The organism is Chryseolinea serpens (assembly GCF_900129725.1).
GTDB lineage: Bacteria > Bacteroidota > Bacteroidia > Cytophagales > Cyclobacteriaceae > Chryseolinea > Chryseolinea serpens.
Genome location: NZ_FQWQ01000003.1, coordinates 1,043,041 through 1,062,451, shown reverse-complemented (window position 1 = coordinate 1,062,451; position 19,411 = coordinate 1,043,041). Strand labels below are relative to the sequence as shown.

The 19,411-nt window shown below is 52.1% G+C and carries 15 protein-coding genes; 8 read left to right on the top strand and 7 right to left on the bottom strand.

Annotated elements, in window-relative coordinates:
• The first annotated feature begins 22 nt into the window (after nucleotides 1-22).
• From BUB30_RS24255 to BUB30_RS24235, 5 genes are all read left to right on the top strand, one after another.
• A complete protein-coding gene (locus tag BUB30_RS24255; RefSeq protein ID WP_073139265.1) occupies nucleotides 23-829 on the top strand; it encodes a helix-turn-helix domain-containing protein in 807 nt (268 codons plus the stop codon).
• A gap of 78 nt (nucleotides 830-907) precedes the next feature.
• Complete coding sequence (locus BUB30_RS24250; RefSeq protein ID WP_073139699.1) at nucleotides 908-1,528, top strand: DinB family protein; 621 nt, start codon at nucleotides 908-910, stop codon at nucleotides 1,526-1,528.
• A 60-nt stretch (nucleotides 1,529-1,588) separates the two neighbouring features.
• Entirely contained in the window at nucleotides 1,589-2,041 is a 453-nt protein-coding gene (locus BUB30_RS24245) for a nuclear transport factor 2 family protein (RefSeq protein WP_073139262.1), read from the top strand.
• A 176-nt stretch (nucleotides 2,042-2,217) separates the two neighbouring features.
• Entirely contained in the window at nucleotides 2,218-3,123 is a 906-nt protein-coding gene (locus tag BUB30_RS24240; RefSeq protein ID WP_073139259.1) for an ABC transporter ATP-binding protein, read from the top strand.
• Nucleotides 3,124-3,125: 2 nt separating this feature from the next.
• A complete protein-coding gene (locus BUB30_RS24235; RefSeq protein WP_073139257.1) occupies nucleotides 3,126-3,908 on the top strand; it encodes an ABC transporter permease in 783 nt (260 codons plus the stop codon).
• A gap of 8 nt (nucleotides 3,909-3,916) precedes the next feature.
• On the opposite strand, the gene BUB30_RS24230 is transcribed toward BUB30_RS24235, so the two are convergent.
• Nucleotides 3,917-4,375: a hypothetical protein gene (locus tag BUB30_RS24230; RefSeq protein ID WP_073139254.1), complete on the bottom strand. Its 459-nt coding sequence runs from the start codon at nucleotides 4,373-4,375 to the stop codon at nucleotides 3,917-3,919.
• Nucleotides 4,376-4,471: 96 nt separating this feature from the next.
• On the bottom strand, nucleotides 4,472-6,904 hold the full coding sequence (locus BUB30_RS24225) for a CehA/McbA family metallohydrolase (RefSeq protein ID WP_245804157.1): 2,433 nt from the start codon (nucleotides 6,902-6,904) through the stop codon (nucleotides 4,472-4,474).
• Between the two features lie 234 nt (nucleotides 6,905-7,138).
• Here BUB30_RS24225 and BUB30_RS24220 point away from each other — a divergent pair, with 234 nt between their 5' ends.
• On the top strand, nucleotides 7,139-7,702 hold the full coding sequence (locus tag BUB30_RS24220) for a fasciclin domain-containing protein (RefSeq protein WP_073139251.1): 564 nt from the start codon (nucleotides 7,139-7,141) through the stop codon (nucleotides 7,700-7,702).
• A gap of 138 nt (nucleotides 7,703-7,840) precedes the next feature.
• Here BUB30_RS24220 and BUB30_RS24215 read toward each other — a convergent pair whose 3' ends face one another.
• The gene (locus tag BUB30_RS24215; RefSeq protein ID WP_143165060.1) at nucleotides 7,841-8,335 is read right to left on the bottom strand and encodes a hypothetical protein; all 495 of its coding nucleotides are present in this window, start codon (nucleotides 8,333-8,335) and stop codon (nucleotides 7,841-7,843) included.
• A gap of 367 nt (nucleotides 8,336-8,702) precedes the next feature.
• Between BUB30_RS24215 and BUB30_RS24210 the strand changes: the two genes are divergently transcribed.
• Together BUB30_RS24210 and BUB30_RS24205 are read left to right on the top strand one after the other, a co-directional pair.
• A complete protein-coding gene (locus BUB30_RS24210; protein WP_073139244.1) occupies nucleotides 8,703-12,125 on the top strand; it encodes a HEAT repeat domain-containing protein in 3,423 nt (1,140 codons plus the stop codon).
• 369 nt (nucleotides 12,126-12,494) lie between these two features.
• Complete coding sequence (locus BUB30_RS24205) at nucleotides 12,495-13,592, top strand: phosphatidylinositol-specific phospholipase C1-like protein (protein WP_073139241.1); 1,098 nt, start codon at nucleotides 12,495-12,497, stop codon at nucleotides 13,590-13,592.
• Between the two features lie 97 nt (nucleotides 13,593-13,689).
• On the opposite strand, the gene BUB30_RS24200 is transcribed toward BUB30_RS24205, so the two are convergent.
• The 4 genes from BUB30_RS24200 to BUB30_RS24185 form a co-directional block, all read right to left on the bottom strand.
• Entirely contained in the window at nucleotides 13,690-14,451 is a 762-nt protein-coding gene (locus BUB30_RS24200; RefSeq protein WP_073139239.1) for a GntR family transcriptional regulator, read from the bottom strand.
• A gap of 115 nt (nucleotides 14,452-14,566) precedes the next feature.
• Nucleotides 14,567-16,552 carry a sialate O-acetylesterase gene (locus BUB30_RS24195; RefSeq protein ID WP_073139236.1) on the bottom strand — a complete coding sequence of 662 codons (1,986 nt, stop codon included), beginning with the start codon at nucleotides 16,550-16,552 and terminating at the stop codon, nucleotides 14,567-14,569.
• 95 nt (nucleotides 16,553-16,647) lie between these two features.
• A complete protein-coding gene (locus BUB30_RS24190; RefSeq protein WP_073139233.1) occupies nucleotides 16,648-18,435 on the bottom strand; it encodes a class I mannose-6-phosphate isomerase in 1,788 nt (595 codons plus the stop codon).
• Nucleotides 18,432-19,409: an ROK family protein gene (locus tag BUB30_RS24185; RefSeq protein WP_084138341.1), complete on the bottom strand. Its 978-nt coding sequence runs from the start codon at nucleotides 19,407-19,409 to the stop codon at nucleotides 18,432-18,434. Before BUB30_RS24185 ends, BUB30_RS24190 begins: the two co-directional genes overlap by 4 nt.
• Nucleotides 19,410-19,411 lie beyond the last annotated feature (2 nt).

Below are 19,411 nucleotides of genomic sequence, written 5' to 3'. Positions count from 1 at the left end.
TCTTTCATAAGCTTGTGCCCGCATGCGCTACCAGAAATTTCATCCCGCCAAAGTTCTGCTCCCCTTCGTGGAGTGCTATTTTATTTGGGAGGGTGAAGCGGCCGAAAGCATGCAGGTGCAAAGCCCTCCCAATAGCTATTCTTCCATCGTGTTCAACTATGCGGACCTGTACAAGGCATCGCAGCACAAAGCCGAGCCGGTGGTAGTGCCCCGCGCGTTTGTGTCGGGGCAGTTCACGTCCAACTACACGTTGTGGCTTCATGGCAAGATCGGTCTGGCGGGCATGGTGTTGCGTCCTTCGGCGCTCTATAATTTCTTTGGCGTGCGCATGTCGCAATTGGTGAACGCCCGGGTTTCGCTCTCCTTCCTGCCGGGACTGCCGGAAGAGATCCTTTGGACGGCCGTGAAGAATCAGTCTTCCGACGAGGGTCGCATCAGGGTGTTGGAGGAATTGGCGCTGTCGTATGTCACGGTGGCAAAAAGCAATCTCACCGTCATCGACGAGGCGATCGACTACATCGACGCGAGCAAAGGATGCGTTTCGGTTGAGGCCGTGGCCAGCCACCTGAAGATCAGCCGGCGATACCTGGAGAAGAAATTCCTGGAAAAGGTAGGCGTGTCGCCAAAATTCTATAGCCGGATCAAGCGATTCGGCAACTTGTCGAACAAGATCGCGCATCATGAAAAGATCGACTGGCAGGAAATTGTCGAAGAGTATGGCTTTCACGACCAGTCTCATCTCGTCAAGGAGTTTATGGAATTTAACCGCATGAACCCGACCCGTTATCATTTGGTCCACCAGGAGCTGACCCGTTTTGTAAAACAATAACCCGCGCCGTTCGCATTTTTACAAGGGCGGGTGACCGCTGCATGCGAGCTTTACAGCATCATCAAAAACAAACCCCTCATGAAAAAGACAGTTACCCTCCTGTTGTTTCTCATCTCCCTTGGCTTCTCCGGTCATGGTCAGGAAACCAAACTCTGGACGGAAGCCGACCGGAAATATCTCCTCGACAATTTAATCCGCTCGCGCGACGAATTGATCCGCGAAACGAAAGACCTCACGAAAGAACAATGGAGTTTCAAGGAATCGCCCGATCGCTGGTCGATCAACCAGGTGGTGGAACACATTGCCACCTGGGAATTGCTGATGACCCACGATGTGAGCCGCATGCTTGCAGTGGGTCCACAATTGGAGATGGCAGCCAAGGCGAATGCCGACAGCACCTACTTCGCTTTTATTATGGAAGAGAAACAGCACATCTCTACCGAGTATACCAAACCGTTCACCTATACCGTACCCATGGGACTGAACGACCTGAAAAACAATATGGCCTGGGTGTTAAAAATGCGAAACGAGTCCATCAGTTTTGTTACGAGCGCCACGGAGGACTTGCGTGTATACTTTATGCGGGGTGGCGGCAGTAATATTCATCAGCGCTACATCACCATCTTCGGGCATATGGACCGGCACTTGCGGCAGATCAAAAAAGTGAAGCAACACCCGAACTACCCGAAGAAAAAATAGGATGTTCTTATTTATTATCAAAAACCATCATCAACATCATCATTAAAAACCCCTCTCATCATGAACCCTTCCATTCACCAACAGGAGCGCGTTGACGTGCTCGCCAAAAAAGGAACCTGCATCGAATTCTTTTCCGCATACCAGGACATGGATGTGGACCGCATGCTCGGTTTGTGTGCGCCCAACGGCACCGTTTCGTTTGTTCCCCTGGGCGCCGACTATGCCGGCAAACTTCATGAGATCGGCAAGGCCGTCTGGTCAGCCTTGATGGACGCCTTCCCTGACCTGGACAACACCGTGAAAAGTCAGCAATACGACGAAGTGGCCGACGCGGTAACCTGCCAGGTGGTGATCTTTGGCAAACAGGAGAAAGAATTCGCCGGACTCGCTCCAAAGGGCAATGGCTTTGACAGCGAACATATTTTTATTTTTCGCTTCGACCCCGATGGCAAGATCACGGATTTGAAGATCGATTGGGATCATGAAAGTTTTGTAAGTCAGCTGACAAGATAAAATGCTTTGCGCTGTCGTGTTGGCTTGTCTCTTAAGGTAAAATAAAAGCCTGAAGTTTTTCTTCAGGCTTTTTTCATTCAGACCAAAATCAATTCTGGCAACGAAGGATGATCAAAAAAGAAACATCGCGTTTGTAACAAACCACCCCGGCATGCGTCTCGCTACAAACTTCAAGCATGCTTTCCCTGGAAACCCACAACCTCAGCCATCGTTTCAGCAGCGGGCAAGACGTGCTTCGCAACATCAATCTCGCTGTGGAGCAGCGGTCGATCTATGGATTTTTAGGTCCGAACGGAGCTGGTAAGACCACCACGTTGCGCCTGATCCTGGGGTTGCTGAAACGGCAGGAAGGATCGATCTCGGTCTTTGGAAAGCCGTTCGATAAAAATCGCATCGACATTCTGCGCCGGGTGGGGTCGCTGATCGAGAGTCCTTCGCTATACGGACATCTGAGCGCTAAAGAGAATCTCACCATTTTTCAAAAAATTTATCAATGCCCTGCGGCCAATATCCCTCACGTGTTAGGCTTGGTTGGGCTCGGCGACACCGGCCGGAAAAAGGCCTCGCAGTTCTCGTTGGGCATGAAGCAGCGGCTCAGCATTGCCCTGGCGCTGCTGCCTGCTCCGGAGCTGCTCATTCTGGATGAGCCCACCAACGGGCTCGACCCCAACGGCATCATCGAGATGCGCGAGCTACTCAAAACGATGAACCGGGAGCAGGGTATCACCATACTGATCTCCAGTCATTTGTTGGCCGAGATCGAAAAGCTCGTAACACACCTGGGCATCATCCACCAGGGCGAAGTCATCTTTCAAGGCACGCTCGACGCCCTGAAGCACAAACAACAACAGACCCTCCACATTGTGCTCGAGGCCGGCGACCCCCATGCGGCGATGCGTCTGCTGCTGGATGACGGGATGGAAGCCCTCTACACCGATGGCGGGATCCGTCTCCCGGCGATGACCAAAACGGAGATCGCGGCGATGAATAGAAAGCTGGTTTCGGCTGGGGTCGAGGTCTATGCGATCCGTCCCGTGAAGAACGATCTCGAATCCATTTTTATTGACCTTGTAAATCCCTGATCATGGCACACGCTTTTGTTGCCAGCCTTCAAAGCGAATGGCTGAAGAAAAAAGGAAGCCTGGCTTCCTGGATGGTGGTGACGGGTGCGTTCTTCACACCGACGATCATCATCATTGCCCGGCTTGTTTATCACGAGCGCCTGCCTGCGTTGTATGCGTCGGATGGCTTCTGGAGGTTGTTGTGGAAAAATGCCTGGGAATCGATGGCCATTTTCCTGCTGCCTCTCGGGGTGATGTTGGCCACCAGCCTGATCGCGCAGTTGGAATATAAGAACAACACCTGGAAACAACTTCACACCACGCCGCTCCCGTTCACGGTCATCTTTTTCTCGAAGTTCACGGTGATTGCTGCGATGATGTTGCAGTTCCTCATTTTGTTCAATCTCGGCATTTGGCTGGCCGGCGTTATCCCTCAAATCATCATTCCAGGTGTGCCCTGGCCCGGGGCGATACCGTATGATTATTTTCTGCGGGAAGACGTATTCTATTTCATAGACTGTTTGCCCATCATTGCCTTGCAGTATTTGCTTAGCCTTCACTACCGTAATTTTTTGGTCAGTATTGGGTGTGGCTTCATCTTTTGGATCGGGGCGCTGGGGACTTTATCGTGGAAATACGGATTTCTTTTTCCCTACACCTATTGTATGTTCAATTATTTGAAGGCCGGTGTAGAAACCAAAGCGGCTGTTCCTCCGGTGAATATACACGGGATGGCGATTGGCTATTTCCTGATCTTCACGGTGGCCGGTTATTATTTATATATCAAGAAGAAGGATAAGGGCTAATACCATGATTAATGGGTTATCCTCTTTTCAAATTCTTTTCGAAAGACAGAAAGGTCGCGGGTAAAGGAAGATTGATCACAGTCCGAGTTCTTACTCAAACAATTGACGGATACCGAGTCGCTCTTGACGGAATACCCTTTCATATAGAATGGTTTGTCGTAGTTATTCGTAGTCCTTTTTTGAAAAATCAGTTGATTCTCACAGATATAATATGTTGTTGCCGTATTTCCCATTTCCCCAAAATGTCGAACAACCAATTTCCTGATGTTCTTTGATTTATCATAATAACCCACGAAGGCACTGCCCTCGGTTGTCATACCCAAAACATCTATCGCCAAGTTTTTTAACGAATGATCTCTATCGATGGCCGTGATAAGGCTGTCCACATGAACATGGGCCATCTGATTTTTTTGAGCCAAGCAGTTTGAAAACACGGGGAGAATAAAAAGCAACAGAAATTTCTTCATGGAATTTATAGTTGGCCAACGACCGATCCATCTATCGATACCCATCCAGTCTGTCCGTTATCAATCTTTTTTCATTCGCAAGATGCAAACGCCGAATCATTTCTGCGAGGCCTCCTGAACGATTTTATCATAGACGCTCCGTGCGTGATCATAGGCTGCAGCTGCTGCCGTACGTTCACTGGCGCGGATCTGGCCCTCTTTCATTTTCCAGCATTGATCAACCGTCTTGCGGCACCAATCTGCGGCACGCAACTCCCGTATGGGTTTGCCATCGACGATAACAAACACGGGGTTGGTATGTGAGCTGGGATAAATTCTCAGCGCCAGCCAACTGGATTTGGTGATGGAATATGAAAAGTTGATATTCTTGAACGTGCCGTCCGCCAAAATCTCAGTCGACTCCACAGGTTCCCCATTGACAAGCAATTCGACTTTTACGTTCCGACTACTTCCTACGCGCGCTCTTTCGATGTGCCAGTAAGGCTGGCCGTCTACCGCCCGGGTGGCAATGGATTTGCCTTCGTCATTTTGTTGCGCAGGTAAATTGGCTGTGACCCGCGCGGCGACTTTCAGGGTTTGCTTGCCTTTCACTTGCAGCTCACTGTTCTTTGTGCCGGCTTCGGTTCCGTTTACCGAGAAGTCGAGAATGTGGGAACCTCCTTCGGTGACGTATGACCGTCCTTTTTTTATGGCTTCAACATAGTTGTCGTAGCTCAGGGGGCCGTCGGGTTTGAAATAGCTTCGTCCCAATCCCACGCGTTCGTCGTAGATGCAGGGGAAGTCGGTTTCTCCGCTGAGCCTTGTTCGGAATCCGGCGTTGAGAGTATTATACCACATGTTCAATTCCCACGGTGCCGGGGTATCGCCCAGGCTGTAGAAATCGACCATGCCGTGCGTGATGGTGACGATGTATTCCATGGCTCCGATCCCGTCCATCTTCGGAATGACATAATTGGGAAGATCTTTTGTGGGTTCCAGCGGCTCCAGGCCCCAGCCAGAGTGCGCATAGCCCACTACCGCGTTTTGAGACTTCGCCCACGTCAGCACGGGCAGCGTCCAGCTTGGCCAGTCTTCGATGGTTTTGGTGCCGGGGTAGTCGTCTTCTTTCAGCCGGAGCAATACGATGTGGCCGGCGTGTGAGGAGGGGAAGCCGGAGACTTCCACGTCATTGCGCATGATGTTTTTAGATGTCGAAAGCGGGTCGTCCTTGCCCGTGAAGAATGTCTTCTGGTGATACCAACTGGGGCCCCACGCCAACACCGCCGACACGTTCAGATCCTCGCCTAATTCCTGTCGCCACATGTCTGCGGGGGGCACGCCTTCTTCCGGGCTGTCGTAGTGACTGCATCCCCCGCCGTGCACGTGGTGATCGGCGCTATACCATCCCAGCTTTGCCATGTCGATCCAGCGGCGGAGTTGGAACGACGTCGTGAACGTCGATACGTTCGGCGGGATGATCAGCTCGCGGGTTTGCGAAATGTATTCGGGGCCTCGTGTGAAGGTGACGGAATATTTTCCCGGGGGAAGCTGCACGTGCTCGCCGTGCGTCCGGTAAACCTGGGGTTGAAAAAAGAAGTCGGGATATTCGTCGAACGCGGCCACCCGTCGTGAGGGAAGCGGATAGACGCCTTTCAGTCTTCCCGGAAGCTTGTAGTCGTCGTAATGAAATTCTTGTTGTGCCGCCCACAAGGGGAAGGGTCGTTCGTGCTGCAGGTTGTCGGTGCTGTCGAGCATGCGTTCGATGCCATCGGTGATGAGGAACGACGCCATGGTGGGAGAACCGTCGTCGTCCTTGACTTCGAACATGACCTTCACGGAAGGCTTGACGTCAAACAGAATGTTGATCGTATTCCGAAAGCCGATATCCTGTGTGCCCTGACCAATGTTGAAGCCTATCTCTGCTTCGCGCTGGCCGGCATCTTTGCTGTAGATCTGTACGACCACGTATTCCAAACGCAAACCCGAGAGGTGTGTCATCAACGGGCGGTTCCGGTATACCTGCATCTCGAGGAAGCGATTTGCCGCCTGTCCCGGGGAGATCACGTCTTCGGCTTTGACTTTCGGATTTTGACTCGGCGCATGCAACGGTTCCACGGCATTCGGGCTTTCGATATTCAACTGGGCGGTGACCCCGGCGTCGTTTTGTACTTTAACCAGAAAGCTCGTCCAGCCGCCCTGGATCAAGGCCGGTTTTGCCGGTCCACGAGCGACTTTTACACGCGCCTCCGGGTTGATGCTGACCATGGCGAGGCAGTAGGGATCGAGGATCGCCTGTATTTCTGTTACCGTCTCCTGCGTGAGGGCCTTGTTCTGCAACACCTTCAGACGTTTTGTATCGTCTGCCGATAGCGAGCTGCCCAGGAACGATAATGCTTCCTGCAAACGGACCGCCTGGGCAAGCAAGGGTTGCGGTTCAACTGCAGCGGGGGCCGGAGCGGTATGCATGGCGTGATCGGAATGTTGTGCGCACGAAGGCGCTGACAAGCAAAGACCAACCGCGAGGACGAGAATGTGTTGTTTGGGGAACATGTCTTGTCTGGTAAGGTGAACGATGAAAATTCGAACGGAAATTTCTCCTGCGGAGCACGAAGCCTCTTCACGTCCGACCCTTTGAAGTTCAACATTTTTTTGGATAGAATCGCCCTCCGCGGTCAGCATTCTGTAAGCTGAAATCGCCTGTAGATCAAAAAAAATTGGCAAGTCTGAAATCCATGGGGCAGTGTACATCCGTATGTGGGGTACAACTTAAAAAAAACAAACCCTATGAAATCGAAAAGAATGAATTCGGTTGTACTAACCGCATGCATGTTTGTGCTCGCCTTGAACCTGGCGACGGCGCAAGAAAAAACCGTCATGGTTGGTGGCGCGCAGATGTATCCTTCGAAGAACATCATCGAGAACGCCGTGAACTCAAAGGATCACACCACGCTGGTGGCCGCTGTGAAAGCTGCCGGACTGGTTGAAACCCTCCAGGGCAAGGGCCCCTTCACCGTCTTTGCTCCCACCAACATGGCCTTCGATGCGCTGCCTGCCGGAACGGTGGAAACCCTGTTGAAACCGGAGAACAAGGCGATGTTGAGCGACGTGCTCACCTACCACGTCGTGGCCGGCAAGCTGGACAGCCAGGAACTGATGAAGCGCATCAAGGCGGGCAATGGCAAAGCGGAGTTGACGACGGTGGCAGGTGGAAAACTTTGGGCTGCCATGGAAGGCAACACGCTGAAGATCTGGGACGAGAAAAACAATGCGGCGAAGATCACCGTCAAGGATGTTTATCAGAGCAATGGCGTGATTGAGGTGATTGACAAGGTGTTGATGGCGAAGTAAACGGGGAATCTTTGCTACGATGAACGGCGGCCTCTTCCGGAGGTCGCCTTTTTTTTGATGTCAGACCATTACAGTTTTAAAAATCTCAATCAACGGTTACCAGAGAAGGACTATCGTTATCGCGATCTTTTCGCATCGCTATTTAGCTATTTTCTTAAATCGCAAGGTCTCAAACGCTTTCAGCAATAATCGTTCGTTCTCTGCATTTAAATTTCTTCCATTCATTTGAAACCGGTCGCGAGCAGAGCCGGCCATCCAGACGCTGTCGATGTAGATGCCGGTCAGGCCTTGGCCCGTGCGTTTGGGGGATATGATCTTTGCCTTTCTGCCATCGACGGTTGTCCAGGTAATTTTATTTTCCAGGAAATTTTCGACGTTAACGGTATCCGCTTTCCCATAAAACATAAAGTTTGCGGCACCATCGGACGACACGCTATCCAAGACGTAGAAATCTCCATTCTGAATCATAAACTTCTTATCCTCATCCAGTGCATTGGAATACCATCCCAGATCAAAGTTTATCGTGTCCTCCTCACCCAGTGCGATAAGGCCTACGTAGGAATCAATGCCACGCACTTTAACGGGATCCCAAGTGGCCGGCACCGTGATCGTGAATTGCCCAAAATCAAGCATTTTGGTCTCCCCAGGCTTCGGCGTATGACAAGCTGAAAGAAAGGCAAAAATGATAATCAGTCTCCCGTGATTCTTTAAGCGCATCGCACGTTTCTTATAGTTCCTTTGCGAAGATATCCCATTTAGGACAATAGGTTATACGCGCGTCTTATTCTTTCCCCTGCCCAAAAAGACCCGCCATTCATCAAAATAACGTTCTCGGAGGGCCCCGCTTTCTCCCTCAGCATCCCCTTTTTCGCTACATTGACCCCCTGATTTTCAACACTGGATTCCTATGGATTTCGTTCGTCGCTGCTGCAACCCGACGGGCATTAAAGAAGCCGCATATTATAATCTTACAAACACATTTAATCTAGCCAAGCTATTCATGAACACCGAATCTTTTTCAAACCGATACTCCCTAAAACGCCTTTCAACGGTCGCGTTAGCCATTGGGCTTTTGGCGTCCTGTCAGCAAAAGGAAAAGGAAAAAGCTGTGGATCTCAAGATCAGGCAACTTGACCCCAAACAATCGGCCGAAATGGCCCGTGCGATCGAAGGGGTGGTCACACCGCAGCTCGCAGAAGGCCTCACGCTCAAACTCTGGGGTGTCGACTCGCTGATCACCGACCCCGTGTCGATCGATATAGACGACGACGGAAAACTTTATTACACCCGCGCCATTCGTCAAAAGCATTCGGAATTCGATATCCGCGGTCACCAGGATTGGGAGATCGAATCTATTTCCCTAAAAAATATTGAAGAGAAACGCGACTTTTTACACCGCACCCTCTCCCCCGAAAACAGTGAAAAGAACAAGTGGCTGGAAGACCTGAACCACGATGGCTCGCACGACTGGCGCGACATGACCGTGGAGAAAGAACAGGTCTCCAGCGTAGAGGATGTTTCCGGCGACGGCGTGGCGGACAAGTCACAAGTAGTGATTGAAGATTTTCATGATGAAGTGACCGACGCCTCTGGTGGCGTGCTCAAGCATGGCAAAGATCTTTTCGTTGCTATCGGCCCCGACCTGTGGCGTCTGAACGACACCAACGGCGACGGCACGATCGACGACAAAGTTTCGTTGTCGCACGGCTATGGCATCCATGTGGGTTTTAGCGGGCACGGTATGTCGGGCGTCGAGATCGGTCCGGAAGGAAAGATCTATTGGCAGATCGGTGATATCGGTTTTAGCGGTAAGGACCAAACGGGCAAAGCGTGGGAACATCCCAACAGCGGTGTCATCGTGCGCTCCAATCCGGATGGCAGCGACTTTGAAGTATTTTCGTATGGCAATCGCAACACGCATGAGTTTGTGTTCGACGAATACGGCAACCTCATCAGCGAAGACAACGACGGCGACCATCCCGGCGAAAGCGAACGCATCGTCTATGTGGTGAACGGCGCCGACATCGGCTGGCGCATCAACTGGCAGTTTGGAAAATATCGCGACCCCGAAAACAATACGTACAAAGTGTGGATGGACGAGAAAATGTACACGCCGCGTTGGGAAGGCCAACCGGCGTACATCACGCCCGCCATCGCCAACTATGTGAACGGCCCCACCGGGATGCTCTACAACCCCGGCACGGCGCTGGGCAAAGAATGGCAGAAAACCTTTTTCGTTGCTGAGTTTGTGGGCAACCCTTCGCAATCGGGCATCCATGCGTTTAAACTGAACCCAAAGGGCGCAACATTCGAGCTGGGCGAAAATAAAAAGATCCTCGGCGGTGTCCTGGCTACCGGCATTGACTTTGGTCCCGACGGCGCCATGTATGTAGCTGACTGGATTGACGGCTGGGGCACGAAAGGCCAGGGTCGTGTTTGGAAACTCGATGTCGCCAATGCCGACGCCGCTGAACGAAAAGATACCGAGACCCTGATCCGCAGTGACTTCACAAAGTTCGATGCCGCCAAATTAGAACAGTTGCTGGCCCACGCCGACATGCGTGTGCGCCAAAAGTCTCAATTTGAATTGGCAACCCGCGGCAACGAGGGCATGGAGGTTTTCAAAAGAAGCATCGCCCAAAAAGAACATCAGCTCGCGCGCGTAAATGCCATTTGGGGGATCAGCCAGTTTGCGCGCAAAGACTTGAAGAACGCCGCCGTGCTCGTGCCCTTGCTGCAGGACGCCGATCCCGAAATTCGCGCCCAAGCCGCCAAGTGGATTGGCGACGTGCGCTACAAGGATGCCGGTGCTGCGTTGATGCCGCTATTGAAAGACGACTACAGCCGCGCACGCTTCTTTGCTGCCGAGGCCATGGGTCGCACGGCGTATGAGCCTGCGATTGGTGACCTTATTGAATTATTAAAATCGAACAACGACGAAGACGCCTATATCCGCCACGGAGCGAGTCTTGCCCTGGCACGCATTGGAAAAGCAGAGCCGCTGGTTGCTCTTGCCAACAATCCGTCGCGTGCTGTGCGCATCGGTGCCGTGCTTGCCCTTCGCCGCCTGCGTGATCCTGGCATTGCCGCCTTCTTAAAAGACGGTGATGAATTTGTCGTGACCGAAGCGGCCCGTGGCATCAACGACGATCTCTCCATTGAAGGCGCGTTGCCTGCCCTGGGCGATGTGTTGAAAGAAACCAAGTTTACAGCAGAAGCTTTGTTGCGTCGCGCCATCAACGCCAATCTCCGGGTGGGCACCGATGCGTCGATGCAAAACCTGATCGACTATGCGGCCAACGAAAAATCTCCCGCGGCCATGCGTTCCGAAGCTTTGGCTGCCTTGAGCACGTGGGCAAAACCGTCGGTGTTGGATCGTGTGGATGGACGTTTCCGTGGTAAGATCACCCGCGATGATAAATCTGTGAAAGAGAAGTCGGCTGCGACGCTGACTACTTTAACCAGCAGCAAGGACGCTGCTGTGCGGTTGGCTGCAGTGAAAGCCATCGGCAAACTGAAGATCGCTTCCGCATCGGCTCAATTATTTGCCCGACTGAAAAGCGATCCCAGTACTCCCGTACGCGAAGAATCGCTGAAAGCGCTTGCCTCCATCGCCGACCCCAAAATTGGCGACGCCATCAAGACGGCTTTGGCTGATAAGGAAAAAGATGTTCGCGTGACGGCACTGGATCTCCTGCCCAAGATGAACATCGAAAAGGCTTTGATGGTGACGTTGCTCAGCGATGTGATCAACACCCGCACCGTAGAAGAAAAACAAGCAGCGTTGACAACCCTTGGCATGCTTCCGCTGGAGAGCACGCAACCCGTCTTTGAAAAACTCCTGACACAACTGGAGTTGAAGAAGCTTCCGGTTGAAATCAACCTGGAGCTTGCCGAAGCGATCGGCAACACCCACAACAAAGACCTGGACGCGCGCTTCAAAAAAATCAGTGCCTCGATGTCGACCGACACGTTGAAGGCTGCCTATGCCGGAGCATTGCTCGGAGGAAATCCTTCGCGTGGAGCGCAGATCTTTTATGGCCACCAGACGGCTCAATGTATCCGCTGCCATTCGTATGGCGACATGGGCGGCACAGCCGGGCCGCGACTTAACGGCGTCGCTGCACGCCTGACACGTGAGCAATTGTTGGAAGCGCTTATCAATCCTAGTGCGAGACTTGCTCCGGGCTATGGTATGGTAACGGTGGAGACGAAAGAGGGTAAGACACTAAGCGGTATCCTGCAAGAAGAAAAACCGGATTATCTGAAATTGAAGATCGGCAACCGGCCCGATACGCTCGTACAAAAACAAGCCATCGCGAAACGGACGAATGCTGCTTCCAGCATGCCGCCGATGCGATTGTTGCTGACGAAGAAAGAGATTCGGGATGTATTGAGTTTTATTGCTACGCTGAAGGAATAGTCTAATAAAAAACCAATAAAAGAATAGAGTAATCAGATATCCTGGTTACTCTTTTTTTTGCCATTATGCTTGCCTATCGCGGCGGTGGTGTCGTTGTTGATATCTCCCCTCTTGCATCAACGGAAAATTTGCTACCACCGCCGTGTATATTTCATACGGTCACACATAGGTAGGTGAATATTTTCTTTTTTTGAAAAAAGGTTAAAATTTAGTTAACGTTGAGAGCACACGTTTCTGAATTTGCCCCCTTACCTTTAGGCGTTTTTAAATAACCTCGACGCTCACTGCCTTGCCCGCCGACTTGCCCGTCGTAGCTTTAGCGAAGACGGGAGCTTTAGCGAAGGAGGGCCTTTTTAACCACTACAACTCATGAAAAAACAACTCAGTATCGTCTTGATCATGTTGATCGCCATTTTGAAGGCCAGCGGTCAAACGGATAATTTGCCGATCAACCACATCCAGGTGATCGGTTCCCACAACAGTTATAAGAAGGCCATCGATCCCGCACTCTTCAAGATCCTGAAGGCGCGCGATTCTGTGGCGATGAGCAAAATTGACTACAGTCACATCAGCATCACAGACCAATTGAATCTTGGGCTTTTGAATTTGGAGATCGACGTGTATGCCGACACCCAGGGGGGACGCTATGCTCATCCCAATGGATTGAATTGGGCTCCCGGCCAACCGCCGTTCGATCCGGAAGGCGTGATGAAGAAACCCGGCTTTAAGGTTTTTCACATCACCGACATCGACTTCAGAAGCCACTGCCTCACGTTTCAACAGTGCCTGCAAGACCTGAAAAAATGGTCGGACGCAAACCCGACGCACAATCCCGTTTTCATCACTATGAACGCCAAAGATGAAAGCATCCCAAAACCAGGTTTTACGGCCGCCGAAAAATTTACAGCCGCTACGTACGATGCCTTGGACAAAGAAATTGCCGATTACCTGGGCACGAGCTATGTGATCACCCCAGACCAGGTGCGCGGCAAATACAAAACACTGGAAAGCGCCGTCCTTGCCAACCATTGGCCTACGCTGAAGGAAGCCAAGGGAAAATTCATTTTCATCCTGGATGAAAAAGGACCGAAGATTGACCTCTACGTCGCCGGTCATCCCTCGCTGAAGGGCAGAATGCTTTTTGCCAACGCCGGGGTGGGAACGCCCGAAGCCGCCATCCTCATCATGAACAGTGCAAAGCGCGATCAGGAGGCGATCAAAGACCTCGTGAAAAAAGGATACATCGTTCGTACACGGGCCGACTCCGATACAGACGAAGCGCGCGCCAATGATAAAAGCAGCTTTGAAGCAGCACAACAGTCAGGCGCACAAATCATCACGACCGACTATTACCAGAAGAGTACACATTTCAAATCCGACTATGTGATCCGCTTTGATGGCAGCAATCCATACTTTCGCGAATCGCCGCTTTTCAAGAGCAAGACAGCGCAGGCAGGTTCCAAATAGCCCAATGTTAATGTTGCTTTGAATGCTCTTGGAATAAGAGACCCCTTCACTACCCAGGCCTGCGGGCCTGGTTTTTTTTTGACGAGTGTTGAACGGATCAGCGTTTGATATCAATCTCGTACGTAAAGCTGTCACCGCGATAATAACCCAGGTTGTACTCTACGGGGCGGTCGCCGGGGTCGCAGACAACGCGTTTGCGGAACAATACCGGATCACCTTTTTTTATGCTAAGCTTTTTCGCTACGTCGGTCGGAGCACCGATGGCATTTATTTTTTCTTTGGATATGGAGGCAATGGTGGCGTGCTCCTGCTCCATGATCTCATAGAGGTGACGGGTGAAGTCTTCTTTACCGGTGAGGCCCACGCGCGGATGAAAATAGGAAATGAAATATACAAACGGGCCTTTCGCCACACCGCGCAACCGTTCCAGCTTCAGCACTTTTTTGCCCTCATCAATTTGCAACGTGTTGGCAACGTCGGCGTCAGCATTGACCCAGCTGACTTTGATATCGAAGTTGACAAACTCCACGCCTTTGCTGTGCATCTCTTCGCTAAAGCTCAGCCAGTTGTTCAGCCGCGTGCTCACCGCATTTTTCACCGCCCGCGTGCCCACACCTTTTTTACGAACCAGCAGGTTCTCGTGCTCGAGTTTGTTGGTGGCTTGCCGTATGGTGTTGCGTGATATGCCCAGCCGTTTCGCCAGTTCAATTTCCTTGGGGAGCATTTTTCCGTCCTGATATTGCGGGCTGTTGATCAGCTGGCGCATCAGGGTCTCCACCTGCACGTGCAACGGAATGGGGCTGTCGTGATCTATTTTGAACTCTACCGTCTCTTTTGACGGCTTTGCTTTTACGGCCATACGAATAAAAAGTAATAGTTAAATTTACGGGTTCCCGGGGAAAGCACAAATTTATGTCCTAATGTCCCTACATATAAACGAGCCCGTGCTTCCGCACACGTATGAATCCGGATCGTTAGAAACGCGGACCCTCCACAAATACCTGTCCTTCGGTGCTGCCTTTGAAGGTGTCGGTGCGAAAAGGCAGGGCGGGTAGTCCTTCAGCGTTGTATAGATCGAGCGGACCGGGGTTGTTATCCCAGGCATATCGCACAGCGATGGGTTGCTTCACCTTGTCGCAGACCACTTCCACTTTGCCGTCGACAATCCGGGCCTGTGCCCAGTAAAATTTCTTGTCGGCTCCAGCCACTTGAAATCCGCGCAGGTATCCGTATTTGTCTTTCGACAGCAGGCCGCTTCCGATGTTGTCGTATGAAAGGATCAGGTGCTCACCCTCGACGTGCAAGGTTTTGAACGTTGGACCCGAAGCCACCACGCTCTTTCCATAGGCCACCTTCATCGCTGCGAGGCCGAGGCGTTTGCCCACATCCAGTTTGTTCCGGGGATGAATGTCTTGCGCCTCACCGATGTCGATGGCGCAGGCCATGCCGGTGTTGGGCAACGACAGCGTCAAGGCCTGTGCTTCGCGGAGTTCTGCCCAATGACTCTCACCGGGTTCCTTCGCTTCGTCCATGTAGTTTGCCAACTGCACAAACAGAAAAGGGAAGTCGCCCTGATTCCAATGCTTTCTCCAATCGCGGATCAGTGCAGGGAACAATTCGCGGTATTCGTATGCCCGGTCTACGTTGGTTTCACCCTGGTACCAAATGGCGCCCTTGATGGGAAACGCCGTGAGGGGCGCAATGCTACCATTGTATAAAACACCGGGAGATGAAAACGGTGTCGCGTTCGGCATCTCCACTTTTGGAAATTTTGCGGCGTCTATGGCCTCGCCTTTTTTATACAGCCAAGTCCCCAACATGATCTTGCTTCCCCAAAACGGGCTCGTCGTGAACCCACCGATGCCGCCGATATCGAACACGCGCACCACCAACACATTGCCCTTCGGCTTCAAAGTACGCGTGGGGACGCTGTAGTTCCGGTGGTTATGTTTGCCATAGGTCTCTCCGATCTTTACGCCATTCACCCAGGCCATGTCATAGTCGTCGATCTGCGACAGGGCGATGTTGAAATTTTCGTCGTGATAATTTTCGGGAAGATCGAAAGTGGTGCGGAACCACACTTCGCCGTCGTGATCTTTGAGATCGGGTTCGTTTTCCCAGGTGTTGCCCGAAGCATTGATCGGTTTCCAGTCGGCAACATTTGTTTCCGGTTTAAACCACTCTCCTTTTACGCCGGCGCTTTTGTAATAATATTTTTTGAACCAAACAGCTTTGTTCTTCTCGAAGTCCGCCGTCAAGGCTTCAAAGCTTTTGCCATGTTTCACTACTGGCTGAATAAGGCTTGCAAATTCAGGGAACTGCAAAAGCGCCTCGTTGCTCATCCACGCCTCGGCCGCTGTTGCCCCAAGGTTGTCGCTCACCAGGCCGACGGGGACATCGAGTTGTTCGTACAGATATTTTCCAAAGTGATAGGCCACCGCTGAAAACTCCCGGATGGTCTGAGGACTCAAGGTTTGCCAGCCATTTCCCTTCACGTCTTCGCGGGGTTGATAGTCCATCTCAAACGGCACGGTGAACAAGCGGATGTTCCCGCGTTTCAAGAGGACGGAATCTTTTTCTTCATAAGGTGTCTGATCCAGGCGCCATTGCATGTTCGACTGTCCGCCACAGATCCACACGTCGCCGATGAGAATATTTTTTAGCTCGATCCGGTTCGTTCCACTGATCACCGCTTCATAGGGCCCTCCTGCCGGCGTGGCAGGAAGTACGCAGGACCATTTTCCCTGTGCGTTGCTTTTTACACTGACGGTCTTCACGCCCATCATCACCTTCACCTCTTCACCCGGCGAGGCCCATCCCCAAAAATGCAAAGGAAGGTCGCGCTGCAACACCATGTTGTTGCCGAATATTTTTGGCAAGCGGACCTCTGCCCTACACAGAGGTGCCGCTACCAACAACACTAAAAACAGGATCGTAAAACGACAGGTACGAATGCTCATTAGACCTTTTGAGTTTCTTTGACTTTTTTTCAGAATGATCGGTGGTGATATTCGATCGGCCCGCGGCGAGAGTGTGCCGCAGGCCAGGATCGAAATCACACCAAACTATGATAGCCGTTGATAATATCTTCCGTGCGCACAAAGGCTTTGAGCGTGGCGCATTCTTTCCCGGCGGATTCACCATGGGGGGTGATGGTGTATTCGCCCACGGCTGCCGGTACAATAAAGGTTTCGGCATAGTGGATCACATAGGGTGCAAAAAGACCCTTCGGGCTCTCCACGATAACTTCTCTCCCTTCCACGAGGTTGATGACATTGACACCGCCGTTCGTGTTGTGCAGCACTTTCGTTGTAAACCAATGCCGGCGTGTTTCAATAAACTGAAATTCGTGCAGACCGGTGCGCTCCTCGATCCATCCATCGCCCGAAGCGATTTTCTCTACACGGTCCACCAGATTTTTACGCGTCCAGTCCGCTCGACGATCCCATGCGATCACTTTCTCGCCATGCTCGATGTTGATGGGACGCGGTTTGCCGTCCAGCCCAAGTCTGCCCCAATCCCAAAGTTTGAAGGTGAAAATGTAAGGCGTGGCGCTGATCTCCAGCACAACGCTATCCTTACCGGAACAATGCACCGTGCCGGCGGGGATCAGTACGTGGTCGTGTTTTTTGATAGGCCACTTCTGCACATATTTCTCAGCGTCAAAGTTACCGCCTTCATTTTGCGCCGCCTTGAGTTCGCTTATCATGCGCTTCGGGTCGGTATCCTCGTTCAGCCCGAGATAAACAAATGCGTCTTCACGGGCGTCGAGCATGTAATAGCTCTCGTCCTGTGTGTAGTCCATCCCAAAATGTTCGCGGATGTATTGCGTGGTGGGATGCACCTGCAGGCTGAGGTTGCCCCCGTCCATGGTGTCCAGGAAATCGAAACGGATGGGGAATTCCGCACCAAATTTTTCGTAGACGCGTTTTCCCAACAAGGCTTCCGGTTGGTTGAAGACCAGGTTGATGGAAGGAATCTCCACGGTCTCGCTCCCGAACTTCAGGAGCAAGCTGTTCTCCTCCGGAACGCAATCGAATCCCCAGGCAAAGTTCACGGCCGTCCGGTCGAGGTCTGCCACTTCCTTCAACCACTGACCACCCCAGGGCCCGGGATCAAAAAACGGCACCACCCGAAACGGTGTGTGTGTCGCTTTCTCGAGTCCTTTCAACACGGATGCTCCGGTGATCATCTTGGGGTGATCCGGTTTGTTGGTGTCGATCACAAAATCCCAACGATCCATCAACGCCACCTTGTGCTTGTCGAGTACGCGCCAATCTACGAAATAGGCTTGCTTATATTTTAAAGAAAACTCGGCGCTGGTATTGTTCACACCGAGGTTGCCCACTTCGTTGCGTCGCATCCGCAGCTGAATCTCCCAGCGTGCCATGTCGAGGTACACCACCATGTCGGCATTTTGCGCTACGTAGGCTGCGCCTTCGCCATAAACCACGACCACGCCGTTGGTGATGGCATCGATATCTTTGCGCAGCGCCTGTAGTTTCTTTTCATCAAAGAATTTCTCCAGCGTCAAACGAGTCATGAAGCCGAAGATCCGGTCGTCGGTGACGTCGGGATAGACCATTCGGGAAACTTCCATTTCCGGGAGAAACGCGGAGGTACTGTTGAAGAAGGGATGAGGCTGTAAACCTTTTCTCAGTGCGGCCTCCGTTTCTTTGTGCAACACACCATGATAACAATCGATGGCCACCACTACGCGCGTCTTTCCACGGGTGGCGATAAATTCCTGGAGATGTTTACAGATGCTTTCCCAACCGGTGATGCAATCACGGCTCTCCGGACTGACTTCCACGACTGGGCATTTATCAAAATTTGACTTCATAAAACCGGTTTGTAATCCTTTTGTAAAAGGGATAATAAATAATACATGCCTAAAATTCCTGCGTACTCCACCTGCTCGGCCACGACCAGTTCAATGGGAATATCGTTTATCCACGAGTCTCTTTCGATCATGCGGCGAACCTGTGGGATGAGCAAATTCTTTCCCTGCATGATGCCGCCGCCGATCACGACGCGCTCGGGATCATAAGAAAGAATGAGGTTGAGGATCCCCGTCGCCCACGCCTTCAGACAATTCTCCCGGATTTGGATGGCCAGTGCGTCGCCCTTCTCGGCCCAGGTAAACACCGTGTTGAAATTGATTTCCTTCTCTGACGCGAGCGCACTGGCTTTATAGTCCGGCGACCCGGTCACCTGTTTTTCCAAGGCCCACGTCGAGGCTTCCGACTCCACGCAACCCACGCTTCCGCAATTGCATTCCGCGCCGTGCAAGTTGATGGCGATGTGACCGCCCAGGTTGCCGGCATGATAGTGCTTGCCCTTTAATAATTTTCCGTGGATCAGGGCAGCCGATCCAACGCCCGTGCCCAGCGTGATCAACACGAGGTTGTCACAATTTTTTCCGGCGCCGTATTGCCACTCGCCCACCAGGGCAGCCCGTGCATCGTTCTCCAGTGCCAGCGGGATCCCCCATTGCTTCTGCGCCCATCCCGAGAGATCGACCCGGCGTGCGTCGGGGTATTTAACATACTTGGATAATATTCTATTGTTGTCCGAATCGACGATACCTGGAAATGCAATGCCCACGCCGGTAGGTGTACAGTTATTTTCAGCCAGCATCCTGTCGGCCTCCACGGCGATCTCCGCCAGGCGCTGCTCCAGGGTGACGTGTGACGCGGCCGGAATTTTCCGGGTCGCCACCAACACACCCTCGTGCACCAGCCCGATCTTTATGCGGGTGCCGCCCATGTCGATCCCGATCCCAACCTCCATTGATTTCACATTTTTTGTTGTCATAG